The following is a 22,098-nucleotide window of genomic DNA, read 5'->3' as shown; positions in this document are numbered from 1 at the left end:
AACCCTCAGCATCGGCGTGATCACCATCCCCGCGAACTCCGTGTTCGGCGCGCCGCCGCGGCACTGATCGCTGACCACACAAGGATGTTCGTCTCGACCGCCTGGCTCCTATACTGCTGCTCTTCGGCTTTGGGGGTCGGCAGTGGCAACACCGGACAAGGAACTCTTCAAGATCGTGGACGCGCTCGCCGAGGTGCAGCGCTCCTCCGGGCAGCAGTACGACACGTTCCGCGTGCGGGGCAAGATCTTCGGCTACTTCTGGCCGCGCACGCAGACCGTCGGGCTGAAGCAGACGCTGTCCGAGCAACTGGCGCTGGTCGCCGAACGGCCGGACGTGTTCGAGGTGCAGTTCACCGCGGGAGGCTTCGGCTGGGTCGTGGTGTACCTGGACGGCATCGAGGCCGACGAGCTGGCGGAGCTGGTGTTCGAGGCGTGGCGGTTGTCGGCGCCGGACGAGCTCGTCGCCCAGGTGCCGGACCTCGCGCGATGAGCAGGGTCAAGTTCGAGCTGCCCGCCGACGACCTGGCCCGCGCCACGGCGTTCTACCGCGACGTCTTCGGGTGGTCGGCGCAGCAACTGCCGTTCGGCTACGTGCTGGTGGACACCGACGGCGAGCCCGTCGACCCCGCGGACAGCGACGGCGGGATCTCGCCGCGCACCGAGTTCGTGCAGGGGCCGGTGCTCATCATCGAGGTGCCGGGCATCGACGACGTGGCGCGGAAGGTCGTCGACGCGGGTGGTGCCTTGCTCAACGCCAAGGAACGCGTGGGGGATTACGGGTTCTCGCAGTACGTCAAGGACAGCGAGGGCACCGTGCTCTGCCTGTGGGAGTCGATTCAGGACGTCGCGTCCGCGACTTGACCTCCAGCCTGATGGAGGTTGGACCATGTTCGGCGTGAACGTGGTGATCACCGGTGGTGGCAGGGGCTTCGGGCGCACGATCGCGCGGCGGTTCGCCGCCCAGGGCGCCACAATCGTGGTCACAGCTCGCGATCTCGCTGCCGCGCAACGCACTGGCGACCTGTTGCCCGGCGCGCACGCGCTGAGGTGTGACCTGACGGATCCGGCGTCGGTCCGGCGCTGTGCTGAGCAGGCAGAGGAACTGCTCGGTCACGTGGACGTGCTGGTGAACAACGGTGCGGCCTTCCTCGCGGAGTCCCAGGCGGACGACGAGAGCATCGTGCGGACGATCCTGTCCGGTGCGGCGGGAACGGTGCTGGTGACCGAGAACTTCCTGCCGTTGCTGCGTCGTTCCGAACGTGCGGATGTCGTGACGATCGTGTCCCTGGAAGCCGAGTCGCGCAGCGATCCAGCACACATCGCGCACGCGGCGTTCCACACGGCCAAGGCGGGGCAGGCCCGATACGCGGAGATCATGTCGCAACGGCTGCGGCCGGAGGGGATCCGGATGATCGCGCTGTATCCGCCGGACTTCGACAACGACGACAACGCACCCCGCGACGGTGTGCTGACCGCGCAGTCCGTGGCGGATTGCGTGCTGTTCGCGGTGAACCAGCCACGCGACTGCTTCATCCGCTCGTTTCACTTCGAGCCGCTGTCGTGATCGGATGATCAGCGGAAGAGCAGGCGGGTGATCTCCGTGTCGGTGGCCTTGCCGTCGTCGTAAGCGCCCTCGCCCTTGAGGTTGTTCATGATCGCGAGTGTGTACCGCTCGTCCTGCCCGACGAACCCGACCGAGTTCATCACCCAGCCACCGTCCTCTTCGGACCAGCCGTTCTTCGTGCCGGAGTCGGGTCCCCACACGCCCCACTGCTGCTCGGGGCCGACCTGTCGCATCTGGTCGACGATGTAGGCGCGATCCTCCGCCGGCACGGTGTCGAGCACGTAGTTGATCAGCCGGTCGAGGTCGTTCGTCGTGCACTTCTCGAAGCCCCAGTAGGGAAAACTGGCCGAATATCCCTTTTGGGCCACCAAGTCGGTCATGCCGTACTTGGGGAACGCCGCGTTGAACGTCGCGCCGCCGTACCGCTTCCACAGCGTGTCTGCCGCGTCGTCGTCGGAACTGTGCAGCATGGCGGTCATCAGCCGGCGGTCGTCGGCGGTCAGCTTGATCTTGCCGGACCGGTTGCGCTCCAGCAGGTTCACGACCATCGCGAGCTTGATCGTCGACGCCGTCCACGTCATGTCGTCGGCGTGGTCGTTGCGCCAGGTCACGCCGGACTTGCGGTCGCGCAGCACGATTCCGACGGTGCCGGGCCTGGTCTCGGCGTAGTTCCGCGCCTCCACGATCCGCTTCTGGAGCCCGCACTCGAAGCCGCTGTCGGGCAGTGGGCAGACCTCGGGCGTGGCGACCAGGGGTGCGGCGGCCAAGGTGGGCGACGGCGGCTGCGTGCTTGTCCCAGCGGGTGTTTCCGCCGGCGTGGCTTGACCACACGCGGTGAGGGCAAGCGCGCACGCAACAAGGATCGGACGGAGCATGCGTCGCACGCTAATGGGTCCGATCGGAGGCAGTCGACCGCCATACGGACGCGCCGATCAAGTCACAGGACAAGTCAAAGAAGTTTGACACGGTGTCTGCTTCGCTTTACCTTGGTCGTGTCAGGTTTCTTTGACATCAGGAGCGGGACCATGGCTTTCGAAGAGAAGCAGGCGTGGGCTTTAGGTGTTATCGCCGTGGTCGGTTATGCCGTGTACGTCGTGCTTGTCCTGAACGGGGCCGCAGGACGTCCACTGGTCGAAGCGCCGTACGTCGGGGCGATGCTGTGGACGATCCTGTTCGGGATCGTCGCCGGCATCGTGTCCGGGATCTGGTTCGGCATCGCCTCGCGCAACGACGGGCTGCAGGCCGACGAACGGGATCGGGAGATCGGCCGGTTCGGTGACCACATCGGGCAGTCGTTCGTCGTCATCGGCGGCGTGTCCGCGATGGCGCTGGCGATGTTCGAGGCGCCGTACTTCTGGATCGCGAACGTGCTCTACCTGTGCTTCGTGCTGTCCGCGGTGCTCGGTTCGGTGGCGAAGATCGTGTTCTACCGGCGGGGAATGCTGTGAAGCCCACGAAAGTCACGAACTCCATCCGTGCCCTGCGGTTCGCCCGCGGCGAGATGAAGCAGGCCGACCTCGCCGCGGCCATCGGCGTGACGCGGCAGACGTTGATCGCCATCGAGCAGGGCAAGTACTCGCCCTCGCTGGAGGTGGCGTTCAAGATCGCGCGCGTGTTCGAGGTGTCGCTCGAAGAAGTGTTCCAGTACCCGGAGGAGGAAGAGCTGTGAAGGCTGTTGTGCAACGAAGATACGGATCGGCGGTGCTCGGTGAGCTCGATGTGCCTGTGCCTGGGCAGGGTGAGGTTCTGCTGGAGGTGCGGGCGGCGGGCGTCGACATGGGCGTCTGGCACCTGCTCACCGGCAAGCCGTACCTCTTGCGGTTCCTCGGTTTCGGGTTCCGCGGACCGAAGTCGCCGGTCCCCGGACGTGACGTCGCCGGTGTCGTGACCGCGCTCGGTACCGGGGTGACCGAGTTCGCCGTCGGCGACGAGGTGTTCGGCACGTGCGAGGGGTCGTTCGCCGAGTGCGCCGTCGCGCCGGTCTCACGCCTCGCGCGCAAGCCGGAGGGCGTCTCGTTCACCGAAGCCGCGGCGGTGCCGATCTCGGGCGGCACGGCGTTGCAGGGGCTGCGCGGAGTTCAACCGGGGCAACGGGTTCTGGTGACCGGCGCCGGTGGTGGTGTCGGGTCGTACGGCGTCCAGATCGCGAAAGCCCTGGGCGCACATGTGACCGGGGTGTGCAGCACGCGCAAGGTCGAGCTGGTGCGGTCGCTGGGCGCCGACGAGGTCTTCGACTACACGGTCGCGGATTTCACCGGCACGTACGACCTGATTCTCGACTGCGGCGGCGGCCGGTCGTTGTCCAGGCTGCGCAAGGCGGCCACCGAACGCGGCAGGATCGTGCTGGTCGGCGCGGAGACCGGGGGATCGATCACGGGCGGGTTCCACAAGGCCTTGGGATCGGTCGCGCTGAACCCGTTCTCGTCGAAGAAGTTCGTACCGTTGATGTCCACCGAACGCGCAGATGTGTTCGACGAGCTGCGGGTGCTGATCGAAGCGGGCAGCGTGAAACCCGCGGTGGAACGGACTTTCTCGTTGTCCGAGGCACTCGACGCGATCGAGCACGTCTACTCGCGACGGTCGCGCGGCAAGGTCGTCGTCACGATCTGACCGCCGATGATCACGGTGGTCACGTCGTGCAGCGCCGTGATGTCCCGCATGGGATCTCCTTGCACGGCGATGATGTCCGCATCCCAGCCAGGTCTGAGCATTCCCTTGGTGAGGCTGAGCGCCCTCGCCGCCTGACTGGTGGCCGCGGCCAGCGCGGCCGCGTTCGGCACGCCGCCCTTGACCAGGTCGGTGACGGAGTAGGCGATGAGCCCGTGTCCCTTGCCGCTGCCGATACCGCCATCGGTGCCGGCGACGGTCCTGATGCCGTGGTCGTACATCAGACCGGCCATGCTGATCTTGGCGGCCAGACTCATGCCGATCTTCTCCCACGCCTCCCGGATGAAGGGCGGCGGTTCCTGCGTGACGCCGAGCGTGTGGCAGACCGTGATCTCCGCCTCCGCCAGCGCGTCCAGCAGCTCCTCGGGGACGTGCATGCCGTGCTCGCTCAGGCACGAGAGGTGTTCGAGTCCGTCCACCCCCGCGGCCACGGCTCGCTGCGCCGAGGCGAGGCTGTGGGAGTGGGCGGTCACCGGCAGCCCGTGCGCGTGGGCTTCCTCGACCACGACGCGGAGCTCCTGCTCGGTGAACTGGCAGTCGGAGACGTCGGTGCCGGGTGTCGCGAAGCCGCCGCTGGCCATGATCTTCACGACGTCGACCCGGCGCTCGGCCCGCTCGCGGACGGCTCGGCGCAGCTCCTCCTCATCGCAGGCCTCACCGCCCATCGACCAGCAGTGGCCCCGCCTGCACGTGATGGGCGGGCCGGAGCCGAGCACGCGCTGCTGGTGGCGGTCCCGCTGGTCGATCACGGACCACTGGTGGTCGCCCAGGTCGCGGACCGTGGTGACGCCGGCCGAGAGGTGGCGGCGCAGGCTTTCCGCGATCACCGCGTCGAGTTGCTCGGCGGTGTACACGGGCAGGCGCTCCAGCGCGCCGTTCTCGCTGTCCGCGCCCAGGTGGACGTGGGTGTCGATGAGTCCGGGTAGGACGGTGGCGGTGCCGAGATCGACGACCTCGGCACCCGCTACGTCCGGGTGGCCCTGTTCGACCGCTTTGACGGTCCCGTTCTCGGTGATGACCGTGAGGGGTCCGGCGAGTGTTCGCTCACCGTCGAAAGCACGCCCCGCTCGCAGCGCCAGCATCGGGACAGTCTGAGCCCCACATGCTGGGAAAGCAACGGTCAGCGGGCGTGTGGCAACGGGAAGGAGTCGACCTGCGGCAGGTCGTGACCGAGCCGGTCGCGCTTGGCCGTCAGGTACGCGATGTTGTGCGCGTTGGGCGTCATCAACGACGGAACCCGGGCGGTCACCGGAATTCCGTTGGACTCCAGGGCCGCGATCTTGTCCGGGTTGTTGGACATGAGCCGCACCGACTGCACGCGGAGGTGCCGCAGCACGCGGGCGGCGGGGGTGTAGTCGCGGACGTCCACGGGCAGGCCCAGGGACGTGGCCGAGTCCAGGGTGTCGAGGCCCTGGTCCTGCAGGACGTGGGTGCGGATCTTGTCGACCAGGCCGATGCCCCGGCCCTCGTGGCCGCGCAGGTAGACGAGGATGCCGCTGCCTTCGCGCACGATGGTGTTCAGCGCGGCGTCCAGCTGTTCGCCGCACTCGCAGCGCATGGCGGCGAAGATGTCGCCCGTCATGCACTCGGAATGGATGCGAACGAGGACGTTCTCGCGCAGCTTCGTCTTGCCGTAGACGAGTGCCATGTGCTCGTGGCCGTCCGCGCGGAACGCGACGGCGCGGAAGGTGCCACGGCGGGTCACCAGGTCGGACTCCGCCACGTCTTCGTCGTTGAAGGCCTGTTCGAACATCTCGGGTCCCCTCGTCACCAGGCGCCTCCCGGGCGTGCAGCTACGCTCGGATGGAGGTCGCACCGTAACCCGACCGCACAGCGGAGGTCATCCTGTTCAGCATCACCGTCCGCGATCACGTGATGATCGCCCACAGTTTCCGCGGCGAGGTCTTCGGTCCGGCACAACGTCTGCATGGAGCAACGTTCCTGGTGGACGCTACGTTCAAACGTGCTGAGCTCGATTCGGACAACATCGTTGTCGACATCGGACTCGCCACGCAGGAGCTGGGCAAAGTCCTGGCCGCGTTCAACTACCGCAACCTGGACGAAGAACCGCAGTTCGCGGGCATCAACACGTCCACGGAGTGGCTCGCGAAGCACATCGCCGACCAGCTCGCGGACAAGATCTCCGAGGGCGCTCTGGGTGAGGGTGCTCACGGCATAGATGCGATCGCCGTCACACTTCACGAGTCTCATGTGGCGTGGGCCGGCTACGAACGTGCACTTCGTACTGCCGGCTGACGTCGACGATCCGGACAGTCCCAGCGGCGGCAACGTCTACGACGTACGGGTCGGTGCGGGCCTCAATCGCCTGACCGTCGCTGGTGACTGGCCGCGACCGAACGACGTCGCGGCGTTGGAGCAAGCGCTTGCGGGAATCCCGGACGGGGACGTCGTGCTCCTCGACGGCCTGGTCAGCTGCGGTGTCCCCGAAGTCGTCGTGCCGCACGCACGGCGGTTGAAGCTCGCCGTGCTGGTGCATCTGCCGCTGGCGGACGAGACCGGGCTCGATCCCGCGACCGCCGCGGTCCTGAACGACAAGGAACAGCAGGTCCTGCGGGCCGCGAGCGCGGTCATCGCGACCAGCCCCACGGCGGCCCGCAACATCAAGAGCAGGCACGGGCTCGACCACGTCCACGTTGTCGTCCCCGGCACCGATCCAGCGCCGGAAGCGACCGGCACGGACGGCGTGCACCACCTGCTCTGCGTCGCGTCCATCACACCCCGCAAGGGCCACGACCTGCTGGTCAGGGCGTTGCGGAAGATCGACCGCGACTGGCGGCTGACGTGCGCCGGCCCGCATCGGCCGTTCCTCGGCACGCTGCCGAAAGACGATCGGGTCAGCTTCCCCGGACCACTTACCGGCGAGGCGCTGACCAGCGCATATGCCAACGCGGACCTGTTCGTCCTGGCATCGCGCAACGAGACCTACGGCATGGTCGTCACAGAGGCGCTCGCGCACGGGTTGCCGGTCATCGCGAGCGCGGTGCCGGACGCGCTGGGAGACGGTGGCCTGCTCCTCCCGCCGGGTGACGAAAACGCATGGGAAGCTGCACTGACGCGCTGGTTCCAAGATCAGGAATTCCGGGCGGAGCTGCGCGCCAAATCGATCAGAAGACGCGCCACTTTGTCCACTTGGGACGAATCCACAGAGGACCTGCGGAGGGTGCTGGCTAGTCTGCGGCCATGACCTTCGCCCCGGAATGGCTGGCACTGCGGGAAAGCGCCGACGCGTCCGCACGCTCGACGGAGCTCGTGGACGTGCTCCGCGAAACTCTGGTGAACCGAAACCCGCTGACGATCCGTGACCTGGGTTGTGGCACGGGATCGATGGGACGATGGCTCGCCGGGAGGCTCGGCGGCGTACAGCACTGGGTGCTGCACGACCGCGACCCCCGGCTGCTCGGGCTGGCAGAGGCCAGCATGAGCGAGCTGAAGGACGTCACCGTCGAGACGCGGCAGGGTGACCTGACCGCACTCACCGCCGCTGATCTCGCGGGCGCTGACCTGGTCACGTGCTCCGCTTTGCTCGACTTGCTCACTCCTGACGAGATGAACGCTCTGGCGGTTGCATGCGTAGAAGCACATGTGCCCGCACTGTTCACGCTCTCGGTGGCAGGCCGGATCGAGTTCGAACCGGCCGAGCCGCTCGACGCCGCCTTCCAGGACGCGTTCAACGCTCACCAGCGCCGCGTCGTGGACGGGCGCAAGCTTCTCGGACCGGACGCTCCGGCTGCCGCTGAAGAAGCATTCGTGGCAGCCGGCGCTTCGGTTCGAACGGCTGAGAGCCCTTGGCGAATGAACTCCGACGCCTTGCAGCGCGAATGGCTGAAGGGCTGGGTCGGTGCGGCGGTCGAGCAGGAACCAGCACTGGCCGCGGACGCGTCCGAGTACCTGCGTCGCAGGTCAGAGGCTTCCGCGGTGGTCCACCACGTCGACCTGCTAGCGATACCGAGGGCTGTGTGATGAAGAAGTTCTGGCCGTGGCTTCGCCTGTTGCTGGCGGTGGCGATCCTGGTGGCCATGGGCGTGCGCCTGGGCACCGGGGCGTTCCTGGACGGACTGCGCGCGATCGACGCGTTCTCCGTCGCCGCCGCGCTGGCGATCGGGTTCGTGACGACGTTGCTCAGCGCCGGTCGCTGGGTGCTCATCGCGCGCCGCCTCGGCCTGTCGCTGTCCCTGCGCACCGCGGTCAGCGACTACTACCGCGCGTTGCTGGTCAACGCCGTGCTGCCCGCGGGCGTGCTCGGCGACGTGCACCGCGCGGTCAACCACGGCCGTGAGTCCGGCGACGTCGGACGGGGTGTGCGCGCCGTGTTCTTCGAGCGCTTCGCCGGGCAGATGGTGCTCATCGGGATCGGGCTCGCGGTGCTGCTCCTGCACCCCGCGCCCGGCCTCGACCTCGGCCTGAACGGCACGGCCGCCGGTCTCGTGTTCGTCGGTCTGGTGGCTCTCGTCGCCCTCGGCTGGCGCATCAGGGCCGTGCGGAAAGTACTGGTCAACACCCTCGCGGACGGTATCCGGCTGCTCTCGCTGAAGACCTTGCCCGCGGTGGTCGGGCTGTCGGCCGCGACGGTCGCCGGTTACGTGGCGATGTTCGTGGTCGCCGCCCGCGCCGCCGGATCGGACGCCACGATCACGCAACTCGCGCCGGTGGTCGTGCTGGCCCTGCTGATCATGGCGATCCCGGTCAACATCGGCGGGTTCGGACCGCGCGAGGCGTTCCTCGCGGTGGCGTTCAGCGCCGCCGGACTGGGTGCCCAGCACGGCTTCACCACGGGCATCGTCTACGGCGTGCTGGCGTTGATCGCGGCGCTGCCCGGCGCGGTCGTGCTGTTCCTGTCACGCCGTACCAAGGTCGAAAAGACCCAGGTAGTGACCGAAGGACTCGGCCAGCCCCGCGAGCAGGAGCTCGCCCTTGCGGGCTGACGCGAGCGAAGGACGCCCGATGACGCCGGACGACGTGTACGGCGCCAGACCCAGGGTGAGCATGTGCCGCCGGTTCTCCGCCAGGTGGTCAGCAGTCTCGTAGCCGGGCCGGATGAGATCGGGGTGGGCGTGCAGCAGGATCGAGGTCTCCAGCTCACCCGCGTGCATGTCGCTGTACGCCGAGGTCTCGATGCCGGCCTTCTCCCGCGCGAACGCCCAGTCGTCACGGCCGGGGAACAGGGCCAGGCCCTGGGACTCCTGCACGATGTTCGACAGCACGTAGTTGCCGCCGTGCCCGTTCACCAGCACCAGACCGGTCACCCCGGTGCGCCGCAAAGAGTCCGCGATGTCCGTGACCACTGAGATCAACGTGCGCGCGGTGATGCTGACGGTCCCCGGCCAGTCGGCGTGTTCCTGCGAGCACGAGAACTGGATCGGCGGCAGCAACCGGACCGGGTGCTGCGCCGCGATCTCCGACGCGATCGTCCACGCGATCACCGAGTCCGTGGCGAGCGGCAGGTGCGGGCCGTGCTGCTCGGTGCTGCCGACCGGGAGCACTGCCACGCGCTGGTCGCGGACGTCGACCGTGGTGTCACTCGGAAACATGCGCTTGACCGTAGTCAATCCGGTGACACAGCGCCGGAATCTCCCCGTCGGCCAGCTTCGGCATGACGTCGGGCAGCTCCTCGAACGCGCTGGAGCCGGTGATCAGCGCGTCGAACCGGTCGTCGGTGAGGAGGTCGAGCGCGAGCGCCATGCGTTCGGCGTAGGAGCGGTCCGGGCGGCCGACCGTGCCGACCTGGCTGCTGCGGATCGTGAGCCGCTTCGAGTGGAAGAACTCGCCCAGCGGCACGGCGATCTTGCGGTCCCCGTACCAGCTCAGCTCGACGACCCGGCCTTCCGGTGCGAGCAGGTTGAGCGCGGTGGTGAGGCCGGGTTCGGTCGCGCTGGCGTGGAAAACGAGATCGCAGCCGTCGAGAGCGTTGTCCGGCAAGGCGAATCCGACGCCGAGTTGATCAGCGATGGTTTTCCGAGCCGGATCCGCGTCCACGAGCTGCACGCGAGCGCCGGGGAACGTCGCCAGCACCGCCGCGATGCTCGACCCGACCATGCCGCCGCCGACCACCGCGATCCGGTCGCCGATCAACGGATGCGCGTCCCAGACGGCGTTCACGGCCGTCTCGACGGTGCCCGCGAGCACCGCGCGAGCAGCCGGAACCGCGTCGGGCACGACCGTGACCGAGGATTCCGGGATCACGTAACGAGTCTGATGTGGATAGAGGCAGAACACGGTGCGCCCGCGCAGTTGTTCGGGCCCGTGTTCAACCACGCCCACGTTGAGGTACCCGTACTTCACCGGCCACGGAAACTCGCCCTCCTGGAAAGGAGCCCTCATCGTCGCGTACTGGTTCTCCGGCACGCCACCGCGGAAGACGAGGGTCTCCGTGCCGCGGCTGACGCCGGAGAACAGCGTGCGCACCTCGACCTCACCCGGACCGGGCCCGGCCAGGGTGACCTGCCGGAGTTCCCCTTTTCCGGATTCATTGAGCCAAAAGGCACTCGCCGTACGTGTCACTCACAACACCTCCGCCGCACGAAGTCCACTAGGGGCACCTGATGATCACACTTCAGCACACCAGCCCGCCCGCTGCTGCCGGAACGCGGGGGCCCCGCGTTTCCTCCAGGGGAACGCGGGGGCCCCGCGTTTCCTGGGAACAGGGCGGGTGGGCTGCGGGGCAGGTGCTGTTGCTGGCGGTCGTCGCCGCCACCGCCGGGCTCGGGCCGCTGGGCTGGGCCGCCGGCCTCGCCTACGGGTTCGCCACGTGGGCGTTCCTCGGCTACGGCATGCAGCGCCACCGCACCAGGTCGCTGGGCCCCGCCGACCGGGTCACGCTGGCCCGCGGCCTGATGGTCGGCGCGGTGACCGCGCTGGTCGCCGACCGCGCTGGTCAGGACGTTCCGGTGGCGCTGGTCGTGACGCTGGCGGCGGTCGCGCTGTCACTCGACTGGGTGGACGGGCAGGTCGCGCGCCGCACCGGCACCTCGTCCGCGCTGGGTGCGCGGTTCGACATGGAGGTCGACGCGTTCCTGATCCTGGTGCTGAGCGCGTACGTGGCCGTGCACATGGGTCCGTGGGTGCTCGCGATCGGGCTCATGCGGTACGTGTTCGTCGCCGCGTCGTGGCGCTTCCGCTGGATGAACGCCCCGCTGCCGGGCAGCTACGCGCGCAAGGTCGTGGCCGCGGTGCAGGGCATCTTCCTCGTCGTGGCGGCCTCGGGCCTGCTCCCGTTCGCGGCGGTTCTCGTCGGTCTCGCACTGGCATCGTTGATGTGGTCGTTCGGTCGCGATGTGCTCTGGCTGTGGCGTCACGCCGGGGTTTCGGTGGGAGGATCCGGACATGTCTGAGCAGACCTCGACCGCGGCGAAGATCGGCAACATCGTCGTCTGGATCCTGCAGATCGCGCTGGCGCTCCAGTTCTTCAAGAACGGCTACGCGCTGTTCACCGACGACTTCGTGAAGAAGTTCGACGACATCGGCTTCGGCCAGTGGTTCCGGTACTTCACCGGCGTGCTGGAGATCGGTGCGGCGATCGGCCTGCTCATCCCGCGCGTGTGCGGCATCGCGGCGCTGGGTCTGGCCGGCATCATGGGCGGCGCCGCGCTCACCGAGTTCTTCCTCGTGACCAACGGCGGCCTCGACGACGCGACGATGCCGCTGATCTTCATGGTGTGGGCGCTCGTGATCGCGGTCTACCGCCGCGAACAGATCCTCGGACTGCTCAAGCTGCTCAAGAAGTGACTTTCGGGAAGTAGCGCAGCACCGCGACGTCCCCGACTTTCGTGACGTCCTCCAGGTGGAATCGGCGAGCCGGTCCACCGGGGAATTCGGCGGGATTCACGAAACGCGGGGCCGTCGCCTGTCCGATCAGCATCGGCGCGACCGCCACCCTGATCTCGTCGGCGAGTCCGGCTTGCAGGAACGCCGTGTGAATGCTGGTGCCGCCCTCGACCATGAGTTTCCGCACGCCGCGTGCGCCGAGATCGTCCAGAATCTCTGAGAATTCGCTGAAGGTTTTGACCTCGGCCAGGTGATCGACCGTGGTCGTGGGGTTCTTGGTGTAGACCAACCTGGTGCCGCCGCAGTGCCAAAATCGCAGCTCAGGGTCCAGTTGTCCACTTCTGGTGACGGTGACCCGCAGCGGGAACTCCGGTTTGCCGTCCGCTATTCTCTGCGCGCGCCGCTCGTCGCTGTAGACGAGCAGGCGCGCGTTGTCGCGTCGTAGTGTCTCCGCCCCGGCGAGAATCGCGTCCGACTCCGCGCGCATCCGGTCGACGTGATCGAAGTCCTCGGCGTTGGAAAGCGGAAACCTCTCGGTGCCGCGATCATCGATGTGGCCGTCGAGGCTGACGGCCACGCTCAGCAGAACGTGCGGGCGGGTCACGGGCTCGATGGTAGTGCAGTTGAACCGGACGCGGGTCGCCGTGCGTTTATCTCATAGGTCAGGAAAGGGGAATCTCGGTGAGGATGTTGCTGCGGCGGACGGCCACGGTCTTGGCAGGGCTGTTCGTGTTGTTCGTGCTCATCGCACCGAGCGACCTGGAGAAGTTCACCCCCGAGGCGTTCCTGCGGGTGCCGCTCGAGGGTCTCGTCGGCGTCATGGTGCTGGTGCTGCTGCCGAACCGGTTCCGCAAGCCCGCCGCCGTCATCGGCGGTGTCGCGCTCGGGCTGTTCACCGTCGTGAAGATCATGGACATCGGGTTCGACATGGTGCTGTACCGGCCGTTCGACCTGGTGCTGGACTGGCCGCTGCTGGTGCCCGCCATCGACTTCGTGGACGTGACGTTCGGCCGCTTCGCCTCGGTCCTGGCCGTGGTCGCCGCGGTGGCACTGGTCGGCGGGATCGTGTTCCTGGCCTCGGTTTCGGTGCTGCGGCTCAGTTCCGCCGCCGCCGGCCGGCGTCCGGTCGCGATCCGCGCGGTCGCGTTGGTGGCCGTGGCTTGTGTTTCGCTTGCCGTGCCCGGGATTCCGGTCTACTCCGACGCCGCCGCGACCTCGCTGGTCGACCACGCGCGGCGCGTTCAGGCCGGGCTGCACGACCAGGAGGTGTTCGCGGAGGAGGCTTCGGTCGACGCCTACCGCGGCCACCCCGGGCTGCTGTCCTCGTTGCAGGGCAAGGACGTCGTCTTCAACTTCGTGGAGAGCTACGGCAAGTCGGCGCTCGACATGCCGGAGGTCGCCGCGAAGCTCGCTGACGGCAACTCACGGCTGAAGGCGGCCGGGTACACGGCCAAGTCCGCCTACCTGACCTCGCCGACCGCCGGTGGTGGCAGCTGGATGGCGCAGGCGACGCTGCTGTCCGGGCTGTGGATCGACAACCAGCAGCGCTACCGCAACCTCGTGGCCTCGGACCGGCTGACGCTGCCGCGCGCGTTCCGCGAGGCGTCGTGGCGTTCGGTCGGTGTCGTCCCCGGCATCACGCAGGCGTGGCCGGAAGGCGACTTCTTCCACTACGACAAGATCTACGCCGCGCAGGACCTCGGCTACAAGGGGCCGCGGTTCGGCTACGCGACGACCCCGGACCAGTTCACCTTGGAGTCGTTCCAACGCAACGAGCGCGCCAAGCAGGACGGCCCGGTGATGGCGGCGATCCCGATGGTGTCCTCGCACGCGCCGTGGTCGCCGACCCCGGACTCCGTGGAGTGGGACGAGCTCGGCGACGGCTCGATCTACGCGACCATGCCCGCCTCGAACGACCCGCCCGAGTCGATCTTCGGCCGCGACCCGGCGGCCGTGCGCGGCGACTACGCGCACTCCGTCTCGTACTCGCTGGAGTCGGTGGTCTCGTGGCTGGAACGCTACGGCGACGAGAACCTGGTGTTCGTGTTCCTGGGTGACCACCAGCCGGCGCAGATGGTGACCGGTGAAGGGGCGTCGCGGGACGTGCCGATCACCATCGTGGCCAAGGACCCGGCTGTGCTCCAGCGCGTGGAGGCCTGGAAGTGGGATGACGGGATCAGGCCGGGAGGGTCGGCCCCGGTGTCGCGGATGAGCGACTTCCGGGACCAGTTCCTCAAGACCTTCTCCCCGCCCAAGCCATGAGCAGGCTCAGCCCATCGTCTTCTGGCCGTCGATCGTCTCGCGGATGATGTCCGCGTGGCCCGCGTGCTGCGCGGTCTCGGCGACGACGTGCATCAGCACCCGCCGAGCCGTGTACGTCTTGCCCTCGGGGAACCACGGCGCCTTCGGCAGCTCGTGCGCCAGGTCCAGGTCCACCGTCTCGACCAGCTTGTCGGTGTAGGCCGCGACCTCGTGGTAGCGCGCGAGGAGACCCTCCAGCGTGTCCTCGGGCTCCATCCGGAAGTTCTTCTCGTGGTTCTCGTACGTGTCGGCGTTCGGCTCCATCGCCGAGGTGCCTTCCTCGATGAACCGGATCCAGTTCCCCTCGACCCGCGTGACGTGCTTGATGAGGCCGCCGATGGACAGCGCACTGACCGTCGGCGACGACGCCGCCTGCTCGTCGGTCAGACCCTGCGCGGTGAACGTCAGGAACCAGCGGTGCTGGCGCAACGTCTCGAGCAGGTCCGCGCGCTCGCCGGTGAGGGTCTCGGTGGTGGTCATCGTGGTGTCCTTCGCTCGTTTGTCCCGACAAGAAGGACTGTATGACCACTTGCGGTCAGGTTGTGTCCTAGACGAACGGCCGCTCTAGCGAAACTTGAGCGGAATTCGAGTGATCGGACCCTGACCTGCTGCGAGACTCGGCGCATGCGTCTCGCCCTGTCGCTGCTGCTGGTCCTGACCGGATGTGCGGCGGCGCCCGCCGACCCGGTGGCGCTGCTCGACCAGTGGCTCGACACCATCCGTGAGCAGGAGTCGGTGCGGTTCAACGTCGAGATCAAGGTCGAGGGCAACGATCCGCGCCGGCGCACGTTCGCGGGCGTCCTGCACGTCAACACGAACGGGGGTGCTGTCACGCAACAAGACGTGACAGCGCACCTGCGGCAGCGGTACGGCGTCACGGACTACCGCGCGGTGAGCCTCGACCAAGACGTTTACCTGCAGCACAACGACTTCACGTTGCCGCCGGACAAGACGTTCGCGCGGCTGGAGACCCAGGGCACGCTCTGGGTCTGGCACTACCTGACGAACCTGTCCCTCGCCGAGACCGACTACCACCCCGGCAACCTGTTCCGCGACCTCGACCGCGACACGATCCGCCTCGTCTCGCACGACGACAACCGGTACGAGTTCAGCGCGGGCGGGGTGCCGCACTCCGGCAGTTACGTGCGGGGCGACGTGCGGCTCGTCGTCGTGGTGGACGACGAGGGCCGCGTGGTCAGGGCCGAGCGCAGCGGGCCGTCGGTCGATCGGCAGCAGGAGCGCGGCGTCGCCGAGTACAGCCAGTGGGGCACCGCCCCCGACGTGCTGCGACCGGTGGACCAGTCGGTGGCGAAACCGGCGGAGGTCGTCGTCCGCGAACGTTAGTGTCACGGCATGATTGCTGAGGATCTCCAGCGCTACCTGCAGGAGTCGCGCGACTCGGTGTTGTCCACTTTGGATGGACTGGGCGAGTACGACGCACGCCGCCCGCTCGTGCCCAGCGGCACCAACCTGCTCGGTCTGGTCAAGCACCTCGTCGGCATCGAGTTCGGTTACCTCGGTGACAGCGTGGGCCGTCCCGCACCGGTTTTGTTGCCGTGGAACGAGGACGGCTCGGTGTGGGAGAACGGCGACCTGTGGGTCAAGCCGGCCGAGACCCGTGAGTACATCGTCGATCTGTACCGCCGGGCCTGGCAGCACTCGGACGAGTCGATCGCGGAACTGCCGCTGGACGCGCCCGCGTCGGTCGCGTGGTGGCCGGAGCACCGGCGCCAGACGACGTTCGGGCATCTGCTGGTCCGGGTCGTGGCCGAGACCGCGCAGCACGCCGGTCACTGCGACGTCGTGCGGGAGCTGATCGACGGACGGTCCGGCGCGGACAACCCCGACGGGTACTACGACCTGGTCCTGAGCATGGCGAGCGCACCGATCACCGGGCCCGGCACCAGCAGCAAGAACGCGTAACGCCAGGTCACGACCTCGGCGAGGAGCGGCACGAGCTGGATGCTGACCACCGTCAGCCCGAACCCGATGGCGGTCAGCGCGGTGAGGGCCGTCCCGACGTAACGCGGGTCGGCGACCTCACTCAGCGAGGCGGAGAACACCCCGGAGTCGGCGATCACCGACGCGCCCCACACCGCGCAGAACGCGATCAGCAACGGCGTGCCCCAGGCGAGGGGTGAGAGCAGGCAACAGAGTCCGCTCACCGTCAGCGCCCCCACGGCGGCGGGCGCACGGCCGAACCTGTCCGCCGCCCAGCCGCCGGCGAGACAGCCGGCGAAGCCCGCCACGCCCATCGTGAGGAACACGGTGAGACCGACCGGGGCGTTGGAGCTCAACAGGAACGTCGGCAGCCACGTCCACAGCGCGTACAGCTCCCACATGTGTCCGAAGTAGCCGAGGTTCACCAGCCGCGGCTTGCGTTCGCGGAACATCTGCAGCGCGTACCGCGGGTTGAGCTGCGCGGTCGTCGCGGTCAGGAACGGCCCCGGCCGGACGAACAACAGCGCGGTCAGCGCGCCGAGGAACGCGATCGCGGCCGCCGTCACGAGCACCTCGCGCCACGGCAGCTGCCCGAACACGTGGGGGAGCGCGCTGCCGAGCGTCAGCGCCCCGATCAGCACGCCCAGCGCCCGGCCGCGGTTGCGGGTCTCCGACCAGGACGCCATCAGCTTCATGCCCACCGGGTAGACGCCCGCCAGCGCGACCCCGGTGAGGAACCGCAGCGGGATCGCGGCGCCGAGCCCGTGCACGGTCAGCCCGAGCACGAGCGTGAACACCGCGCCGGCCGCTGCGGAGACGGCGAGCAGCAGGTGTGGACGGACGCGGTCGGCCAGGTTGAGCACCGTGGCCCCGACCGCGCCCGTGACGAACCCGAGCTGCACGGACGCGGTCAGCCACACCGCCGCGCCCGCGCTGATGCCCCACTCGGTCCGCAGCGACGGCACGACCGCGGACATCGAGAACCACACGGCCAGGCCGAGGACCTGAACGAGAGCGATGGCGGCGCGTTGGATCAGCACAGCACCACCTCCCAGTTCGGCGGCCGGCGCCGCGGAGTCGTGGTGTGAATCTGCCACGCTCCGGCCGCCGCCGCAGGGAATGCCGCGCCGGGGCTGATACCGACCTTGTCGAAAGTAAGGTCTGATCGGTTCCGATCGGCAGAGGTGCGCGGGCCGCGATCTTCGTAGTTTCGGCTGGGTGACCTGGATGGTGATCGGCACCGACGCGGTGCTGGGTGTGTTCGCGCTGATGTTCTTGGTGTTGTGGTTCAGGTTCCGGCTGAGGGCGTTCCTCGCCGGAGCAGGTGTGGTGGTGGCCTACGCGATCAGTGAGGTCATCAAGCTCGTGGTCCAAGAGGAACGGCCCTGCCGCACTTCACCGTCCCTGGCGGAGTGCCCGGAGCCGGGCGACTGGTCGTTCCCCAGCAACCACTCGGTGATCGCCGGTGCGTCCGCGATGGCGATCTGGGCGATGCACCGGACTTACGGCTGGGTGGCGGCAGTCTGCGCGCTCGCGGCGGCGTCGTCGCGGGTCGTCGTCGGTGTCCACTACGTACACGACGTGTTGGCCGGGCTGGCGCTCGGAGCGTTGGTGTCGTGGGGGATCGCGGTGCTGCTGAAGAGGAACGAACGCAGCAAGGACGACGCTCCGACCGTGGTGATGCAGCGGCTGGGATGATGGGTTTTGTGTGGGAGGCAGCGCTTTACCTGGTTCTGTTCGTCGCGGCTTTCGCCTTCGTTCGCACCCGGCCGGCGGTCGCGCTGGGGATCGCGCTGGGTGCCTGGCTCGTCTGCTACCTCGTCAGCGTCGAGTTCGACGTCAGGGTCGTCGCGCTGGCTCCCGCACTGGGACTGGTGAGCTTTCTCGCCGGGCGGCACGCGAAAGATCCGCGTGCCACGGCGATCGCGCTGACCATCGCGGAGATCGCGGGCGTCGTGGTTGCGCTGACCCAGCGCGGCGGATCGGACACCGCACTGGCCGTCACCTCCGGGATCGGCGTGCTGGGCGTCGTGCCGTGGGCTTTCGGACGGTTCCGGAGGCAGTTCGCGGAGTTGCGTGAGGTCGGCTGGGAGCACGCCTCGTTGTTGGAGCGCGACGCCGACAACGCCCGCAACGCCGAACGGGCCCGGCTCGCCGGCGAGATGCACGATCTGGTGGGCCACGAACTGGCGCGCTCTGCCCTGCTCGTGGGTGCGCTGGAACTGGAACCAACCCTTACGGCGCAACAACGTGAGGCAGCCAAGACCGCGCGTGCCAGCGTCACGGCCGCGGCGGAACGGCTCGCCGACGTCATGCAGGTGTTGAGAGCCGACGAGGACGAACCCGTCGCGACGATCGAGGAAGTCGTTGCCAGGAGCGGACTCGACGTCGAACTCACCAATGGCCGCAAGACGGCGATCGACGGCATCATCGCGCGGACCGTGCACCGGGTGGCCGCCGAAGCGCTGACGAACGTGATCAAGCACGCACCCGGCGCGAAGGTCACCGTGAGCCTGTCCGCGAACCTCGAACTCCGGATCACGAACGGGCCGGCGCCGAAGACCCAGGCGGTGGGGAGCGGCAAGGGGTTGGTGGGCCTCGCCGAACGGGTCGCGCTCGTCGGCGGCTGGTTCGAGGCCGGGCCCTCGGACGACGGCGGGTTCGAGGTCAGGGCCAAGCTGCCCGAACGACCGCGCGCGAGAACCATGCCCACGCATGTGCGTCGCGAACGCACGGAGGAGGAGATCCGCAAGAGCGCGAAACGCACTGTGCTGATCACGTCTGTCGTGTGCGTGGGGATAGCGATCGGCGTGCCGGGATACATGGTGTTCGACGCCGCGACGTCCGTTCTCACACCGCAGCAGTTCGAACGGGCGGAAATCGGGCAGGAAGAGGACGCGCTGGACCTGCCGCTGCGCACCCGCGTCGACAACCCGCTCGGCGTGACCGCGCCGCCCGGTTCCGAGTGCCGCTACTACAGCACGCACCCCAACCCGTTCGACGGCAACCGCCACGACCTGCACCAGCTGTGCTTCCGGAATGATCGGCTGGTGTCCAAGGAGTGGCTCGCGAGGAGGAGCGGTTGATCAGGGTGGTGCTCGCCGACGACGAGCCGGTGGTCCGGTTCGGGGTGAAGGCGGTGCTCGCGACCGCGCAGGACATCGAGGTGGTCGCGGAGGCGGAGAACGGGAGCGAGGCGATCGACCGGGTCGCGCGGCACCGGCCCGACGTCGCCGTGCTCGACATCCGCATGCCCGTGTTCGACGGGCTGGACGCGGCGAAGGTGATCCGCGAGTGCCATCCCGACACGAAGACGCTGGTGCTGACGACGTTCGCGGACGACGCCTACATCAGCCGGGCGCTCGGCGAGGGCGCGGCCGGGTTCGTGCTGAAGACCGGTGATCCGCAGGAGATCATCTCCGGTGTTCGCGCGGTCGCGAGCGGGGGCGCGTTCCTGTCTCCGTCGGTGGCGAAGAGAGTTGTCGACCAGCTCTCCCGCGCACACCCGCGGCCGCTTGCGACGCAACGGATCGAGGTCCTGACCGCACGCGAGCGCGAGGTGCTCGGACTGGTCGGCGCGGGCCTGTCGAACGCCGAGATCGCGGCCCGCCTCCACGTCGTCGAGGGAACCGTGAAGGTGTACGTGAGCACCATCTTCCGGCAGCTCGGCGTCCGCAACCGCGTGCAGGCCGCGATCATCGCGCACGAGTCGGGGATCATCCCCGACTGATCAGGCTTTGGCGCCGATGCCCGAGATCGCCCGGACTTCCATCTCCGCCGCCTTGCCCGCCATCTCCGGCTCCCGCTTCGAGAAGATCGTCGCGAGGAACCCGCAGAGGAACGAGAACGGGATCGACACGAGACCGGGGTTGCCGAGCGGGAACCAGGCGAAGTCGATGTCCGGGAAGATCGACGTCTTCGCGCCGGACATCACCGGCGAGAAGATGATCAGCACCAGGCAGGAGCCGAGGCCGCCGTAGATGCTCCACAGCGTGCCGGTGGTGTTGAAACGCCGCCAGAAGATCGTGTAGAGGATCGTCGACAGGTTCGCCGAGGCGGCCAGGGCCAGCGCCAGCGACACCAGGAACGCCACGTTCTGGCCGTTCGCCGCGATGCCGCCGAGGATCGACAGGACGCCGACGACGATGGCGGTGAGGCGGGCGACCCGGATCTCCCGGCGCGGCTCCGCGTTGCCGCGCTTGATCACGTTCGCGTAGACGTCATGGGCGAACGAGGCCGAGGCGGCCAGCGTCAGGCCCGCGACCACGGCGAGGATCGTGGCGAACGCCACCGCGGACACGACGCCGAGCAGCACGGCGCCACCGATGCGGAACGCCAGCAGTGGCGCGGCGGAGTTCTCGCCGCCCGGTGCCGCCGCGATGGTGTCGGTACCCACCAGCGCCATCGCGCCGAAGCCGATCACCAGCGTGCACAGGTAGAAGATGACCATCGTCCAGGTCGCCCACACGACCGAGCGACGGGCTTCCGAGGCGTTCGGCACGGTGTAGAAGCGCATCAGCACGTGCGGCAGGGACGCGATGCCGAGTACCAGGGACAGGGCCAGCGAGACGAAGTCCAGTTTGGACATCGCGCTGAAGCCGTACTTGGCGCCGGGGTCGAGGACCGCCTCGCCGAGCTTGTTGTTCTCGGTGGCCTGCTGCATGATCGCGGACAGGCTGAAGCCGAACTTGCCCAGCAGGAAGATCGTCATCAGCGTCACGCAGAGCAGCAGCAGGACGGCCTTGATGATCTGCACCCAGGTCGTGCCCTTCATGCCGCCGACCAGCACGTAGAGCACCATCACCATGCCGACCACCGCGATCAGCAGTGCCTGGCCCCACTTCGAGTGCACGTTGAGCAGCAACGCGATCAGGCCGCCGGCGCCCGCCATCTGCGCGATCATGTAGAAGAACGAGATCACCAGGGTCGCGTTGGCCGCCGCCGCGCGCACCGGGCGTTGCTTCATCCGGAACGCCAGCACGTCGCCGACGGTGAAGCGGCCCGTGTTGCGCAGGCCCTCCGCGATCAGCAGCAGGCCGACCAGCCACGCGACGACCCAGCCGACGGAGTAGAGGAAGCCGTCGTAGCCGTGCGCCGCGATGCCGCCGGAGATACCGAGGAACGACGCGGCGGACAGGAAGTCACCGGACAGCGCCACGCCGTTCTGGGCGCCGGTGAACGAGCTGCCCGCGGCGTAGTAGTCCGACGCCGTGACGTTGCGACTGCTGGCGCGGTAGACGATGTAGAGGGTGATCAGGACGAACACCGCGAAGACGCTGAGGTTCAGCACCGGGTTGCCGGTGGTGGGCATGCCTTACTCCTCGACGCCTGTCTTCTCTGCGAGCAATTTGCGCTGCGGATCCAGCCGTCGCTTTGCGTAACGGGCATAACCGAGCGTGATGATGATCGAAGTCACAAACTGGCTCAGTCCCAGCAGGATGCCGAGGTTGATGACGCCGACCACCTTGGTGCTGACGAAGTCTTTCGCATACGCGGACAGCAGCACGAAGGTCAGGTAGGACGTGAGGAAAAGCGCGGTCATCGGGAAGACGAACGTCGTGAGGCGCCGACGGAGAGTGCGGAATTCGTCGGTCTGCCGAATGAGCTCGAAGTTCGGTTTGCCGTTCGAATCGACGTACGACAAAGTCGCGGGGTCGTCGAACGACGCGAAACCCCGGATTTCCCGGTACTCGTGCTGCGTTTCGCCAGGCGAGCTCATCGCCTTGGTCATGTACCCCTGCCCCTCGCGTGTGCGGCGCCCACTGTAGCGCTCTCACGTGTGCAGTCAACGCGCCGGAGTTGCCGAAACCGGCAAAACCGGGCCAAACCCGGACACTGCATTT

The 22,098-nt window shown here is 68.1% G+C and carries 28 protein-coding genes; 18 read left to right on the top strand and 10 right to left on the bottom strand.

Annotation, left to right across the window (positions count from 1 at the left end):
- Positions 1 to 142: 142 nt before the first annotated feature.
- Genes G7043_RS21595 through G7043_RS21585 form a run of 3 tightly spaced genes read left to right on the top strand, consistent with a single transcriptional unit; the run spans position 143 to position 1,564 of the window.
- Positions 143 to 490, top strand: coding sequence for an MmcQ/YjbR family DNA-binding protein (locus G7043_RS21595; protein ID WP_166048017.1), 348 nt, complete (start codon positions 143 to 145; stop codon positions 488 to 490).
- Positions 487 to 861, top strand: a complete 375-nt coding sequence (locus tag G7043_RS21590) for a VOC family protein (RefSeq protein ID WP_166048015.1) — start codon at positions 487 to 489, stop codon at positions 859 to 861. The genes G7043_RS21595 and G7043_RS21590 overlap by 4 nt, the downstream gene beginning before the upstream one ends.
- A 25-nt stretch (positions 862 to 886) precedes the next feature.
- Positions 887 to 1,564 (top strand): SDR family oxidoreductase, encoded by a 678-nt coding sequence (locus tag G7043_RS21585; protein ID WP_166048012.1) that lies wholly within the window; start codon positions 887 to 889, stop codon positions 1,562 to 1,564.
- A gap of 8 nt (positions 1,565 to 1,572) precedes the next feature.
- On the opposite strand, the gene G7043_RS21580 is transcribed toward G7043_RS21585, so the two are convergent.
- Complete coding sequence (locus G7043_RS21580) at positions 1,573 to 2,331, bottom strand: class A beta-lactamase-related serine hydrolase (RefSeq protein ID WP_242642474.1); 759 nt, start codon at positions 2,329 to 2,331, stop codon at positions 1,573 to 1,575.
- A 258-nt stretch (positions 2,332 to 2,589) separates the two neighbouring features.
- Between G7043_RS21580 and G7043_RS21575 the strand changes: the two genes are divergently transcribed.
- Genes G7043_RS21575 through G7043_RS21565 form a run of 3 tightly spaced genes read left to right on the top strand, consistent with a single transcriptional unit; the run spans position 2,590 to position 4,174 of the window.
- On the top strand, positions 2,590 to 3,012 hold the full coding sequence (locus G7043_RS21575) for a hypothetical protein (RefSeq protein WP_166048010.1): 423 nt from the start codon (positions 2,590 to 2,592) through the stop codon (positions 3,010 to 3,012).
- On the top strand, positions 3,009 to 3,233 hold the full coding sequence (locus G7043_RS21570; RefSeq protein WP_313888008.1) for a helix-turn-helix transcriptional regulator: 225 nt from the start codon (positions 3,009 to 3,011) through the stop codon (positions 3,231 to 3,233). The genes G7043_RS21575 and G7043_RS21570 overlap by 4 nt, the downstream gene beginning before the upstream one ends.
- On the top strand, positions 3,230 to 4,174 hold the full coding sequence (locus tag G7043_RS21565) for an NAD(P)-dependent alcohol dehydrogenase (RefSeq protein ID WP_166048008.1): 945 nt from the start codon (positions 3,230 to 3,232) through the stop codon (positions 4,172 to 4,174). The genes G7043_RS21570 and G7043_RS21565 overlap by 4 nt, the downstream gene beginning before the upstream one ends.
- Here the strand turns inward: G7043_RS21565 and G7043_RS21560 are convergent.
- Both G7043_RS21560 and ribA read right to left on the bottom strand, forming a co-directional pair.
- Positions 4,132 to 5,313, bottom strand: coding sequence for an amidohydrolase family protein (locus tag G7043_RS21560; protein WP_166048006.1), 1,182 nt, complete (start codon positions 5,311 to 5,313; stop codon positions 4,132 to 4,134). The genes G7043_RS21565 and G7043_RS21560 overlap by 43 nt on opposite strands.
- 38 nt (positions 5,314 to 5,351) lie before the next feature.
- The gene (ribA, locus tag G7043_RS21555; protein ID WP_313888007.1) at positions 5,352 to 6,002 is read right to left on the bottom strand and encodes a GTP cyclohydrolase II; all 651 of its coding nucleotides are present in this window, start codon (positions 6,000 to 6,002) and stop codon (positions 5,352 to 5,354) included.
- A 74-nt stretch (positions 6,003 to 6,076) separates the two neighbouring features.
- On the opposite strand from ribA, the gene G7043_RS21550 reads away from it, so the two are divergent.
- The 4 genes from G7043_RS21550 to G7043_RS21535 are packed head-to-tail and all read left to right on the top strand — an operon-like array spanning position 6,077 to position 9,174.
- Positions 6,077 to 6,487 carry a 6-pyruvoyl trahydropterin synthase family protein gene (locus G7043_RS21550; protein ID WP_166048289.1) on the top strand — a complete coding sequence of 137 codons (411 nt, stop codon included), beginning with the start codon at positions 6,077 to 6,079 and terminating at the stop codon, positions 6,485 to 6,487.
- The gene (locus G7043_RS21545; RefSeq protein WP_313888006.1) at positions 6,465 to 7,436 is read left to right on the top strand and encodes a glycosyltransferase family 4 protein; all 972 of its coding nucleotides are present in this window, start codon (positions 6,465 to 6,467) and stop codon (positions 7,434 to 7,436) included. Before G7043_RS21550 ends, G7043_RS21545 begins: the two co-directional genes overlap by 23 nt.
- Positions 7,433 to 8,212, top strand: a complete 780-nt coding sequence (locus tag G7043_RS21540) for a class I SAM-dependent methyltransferase (protein WP_166048002.1) — start codon at positions 7,433 to 7,435, stop codon at positions 8,210 to 8,212. Before G7043_RS21545 ends, G7043_RS21540 begins: the two co-directional genes overlap by 4 nt.
- On the top strand, positions 8,212 to 9,174 hold the full coding sequence (locus tag G7043_RS21535; RefSeq protein WP_166048000.1) for a lysylphosphatidylglycerol synthase transmembrane domain-containing protein: 963 nt from the start codon (positions 8,212 to 8,214) through the stop codon (positions 9,172 to 9,174). Before G7043_RS21540 ends, G7043_RS21535 begins: the two co-directional genes overlap by 1 nt.
- Here G7043_RS21535 and G7043_RS21530 read toward each other — a convergent pair.
- Positions 9,088 to 9,780 carry a creatininase family protein gene (locus G7043_RS21530; protein ID WP_166047998.1) on the bottom strand — a complete coding sequence of 231 codons (693 nt, stop codon included), beginning with the start codon at positions 9,778 to 9,780 and terminating at the stop codon, positions 9,088 to 9,090. The two genes, G7043_RS21535 and G7043_RS21530, sit on opposite strands and share 87 nt — an antisense overlap.
- Positions 9,767 to 10,750 carry a zinc-dependent alcohol dehydrogenase gene (locus G7043_RS21525; protein WP_166047996.1) on the bottom strand — a complete coding sequence of 328 codons (984 nt, stop codon included), beginning with the start codon at positions 10,748 to 10,750 and terminating at the stop codon, positions 9,767 to 9,769. Before G7043_RS21525 ends, G7043_RS21530 begins: the two co-directional genes overlap by 14 nt.
- Before the next feature lie 164 nt (positions 10,751 to 10,914).
- Between G7043_RS21525 and G7043_RS21520 the strand changes: the two genes are divergently transcribed.
- Both G7043_RS21520 and G7043_RS21515 read left to right on the top strand, forming a co-directional pair.
- On the top strand, positions 10,915 to 11,580 hold the full coding sequence (locus G7043_RS21520) for a CDP-alcohol phosphatidyltransferase family protein (RefSeq protein ID WP_313888005.1): 666 nt from the start codon (positions 10,915 to 10,917) through the stop codon (positions 11,578 to 11,580).
- On the top strand, positions 11,573 to 11,974 hold the full coding sequence (locus tag G7043_RS21515; RefSeq protein ID WP_166047991.1) for a DoxX family protein: 402 nt from the start codon (positions 11,573 to 11,575) through the stop codon (positions 11,972 to 11,974). The genes G7043_RS21520 and G7043_RS21515 overlap by 8 nt, the downstream gene beginning before the upstream one ends.
- Here G7043_RS21515 and G7043_RS21510 read toward each other — a convergent pair.
- Positions 11,964 to 12,617, bottom strand: coding sequence for a RibD family protein (locus tag G7043_RS21510; protein WP_166047989.1), 654 nt, complete (start codon positions 12,615 to 12,617; stop codon positions 11,964 to 11,966). The two genes, G7043_RS21515 and G7043_RS21510, sit on opposite strands and share 11 nt — an antisense overlap.
- Before the next feature lie 83 nt (positions 12,618 to 12,700).
- Between G7043_RS21510 and G7043_RS21505 the strand changes: the two genes are divergently transcribed.
- On the top strand, positions 12,701 to 14,275 hold the full coding sequence (locus tag G7043_RS21505; RefSeq protein WP_166048287.1) for a sulfatase-like hydrolase/transferase: 1,575 nt from the start codon (positions 12,701 to 12,703) through the stop codon (positions 14,273 to 14,275).
- 6 nt (positions 14,276 to 14,281) lie between these two features.
- On the opposite strand, the gene G7043_RS21500 is transcribed toward G7043_RS21505, so the two are convergent.
- Positions 14,282 to 14,794 carry a DinB family protein gene (locus G7043_RS21500; protein WP_166047987.1) on the bottom strand — a complete coding sequence of 171 codons (513 nt, stop codon included), beginning with the start codon at positions 14,792 to 14,794 and terminating at the stop codon, positions 14,282 to 14,284.
- Between the two features lie 144 nt (positions 14,795 to 14,938).
- Here G7043_RS21500 and G7043_RS21495 point away from each other — a divergent pair, with 144 nt between their 5' ends.
- Positions 14,939 to 15,658 carry a hypothetical protein gene (locus tag G7043_RS21495; RefSeq protein ID WP_166047984.1) on the top strand — a complete coding sequence of 240 codons (720 nt, stop codon included), beginning with the start codon at positions 14,939 to 14,941 and terminating at the stop codon, positions 15,656 to 15,658.
- A 9-nt stretch (positions 15,659 to 15,667) separates the two neighbouring features.
- Positions 15,668 to 16,237: a DinB family protein gene (locus G7043_RS21490; protein WP_166047982.1), complete on the top strand. Its 570-nt coding sequence runs from the start codon at positions 15,668 to 15,670 to the stop codon at positions 16,235 to 16,237.
- Here the strand turns inward: G7043_RS21490 and G7043_RS21485 are convergent.
- Positions 16,168 to 17,295, bottom strand: a complete 1,128-nt coding sequence (locus G7043_RS21485; RefSeq protein ID WP_313888004.1) for an MFS transporter — start codon at positions 17,293 to 17,295, stop codon at positions 16,168 to 16,170. The genes G7043_RS21490 and G7043_RS21485 overlap by 70 nt on opposite strands.
- Before the next feature lie 187 nt (positions 17,296 to 17,482).
- Between G7043_RS21485 and G7043_RS21480 the strand changes: the two genes are divergently transcribed.
- The 3 genes from G7043_RS21480 to G7043_RS21470 are packed head-to-tail and all read left to right on the top strand — an operon-like array spanning position 17,483 to position 19,985.
- Complete coding sequence (locus tag G7043_RS21480) at positions 17,483 to 17,953, top strand: phosphatase PAP2 family protein (RefSeq protein WP_207311542.1); 471 nt, start codon at positions 17,483 to 17,485, stop codon at positions 17,951 to 17,953.
- Between the two features lie 8 nt (positions 17,954 to 17,961).
- Entirely contained in the window at positions 17,962 to 19,341 is a 1,380-nt protein-coding gene (locus G7043_RS21475) for a sensor histidine kinase (protein ID WP_166047977.1), read from the top strand.
- Complete coding sequence (locus G7043_RS21470; protein WP_166047975.1) at positions 19,338 to 19,985, top strand: response regulator; 648 nt, start codon at positions 19,338 to 19,340, stop codon at positions 19,983 to 19,985. The genes G7043_RS21475 and G7043_RS21470 overlap by 4 nt, the downstream gene beginning before the upstream one ends.
- Here G7043_RS21470 and G7043_RS21465 read toward each other — a convergent pair whose 3' ends face one another.
- Both G7043_RS21465 and G7043_RS21460 read right to left on the bottom strand, forming a co-directional pair.
- Complete coding sequence (locus G7043_RS21465) at positions 19,986 to 21,566, bottom strand: solute symporter family protein (RefSeq protein WP_166047974.1); 1,581 nt, start codon at positions 21,564 to 21,566, stop codon at positions 19,986 to 19,988.
- A gap of 3 nt (positions 21,567 to 21,569) precedes the next feature.
- The gene (locus tag G7043_RS21460) at positions 21,570 to 21,986 is read right to left on the bottom strand and encodes a DUF485 domain-containing protein (RefSeq protein WP_166047972.1); all 417 of its coding nucleotides are present in this window, start codon (positions 21,984 to 21,986) and stop codon (positions 21,570 to 21,572) included.
- Positions 21,987 to 22,098: the final 112 nt, after the last annotated feature.

This window comes from Lentzea alba (genome assembly GCF_011067745.1).
Classification (GTDB): domain Bacteria; phylum Actinomycetota; class Actinomycetes; order Mycobacteriales; family Pseudonocardiaceae; genus Lentzea; species Lentzea alba.
The sequence above is the reverse complement of the archived record's forward strand: the minus strand, read 5'-3'. Positions and strand labels throughout refer to the sequence as shown.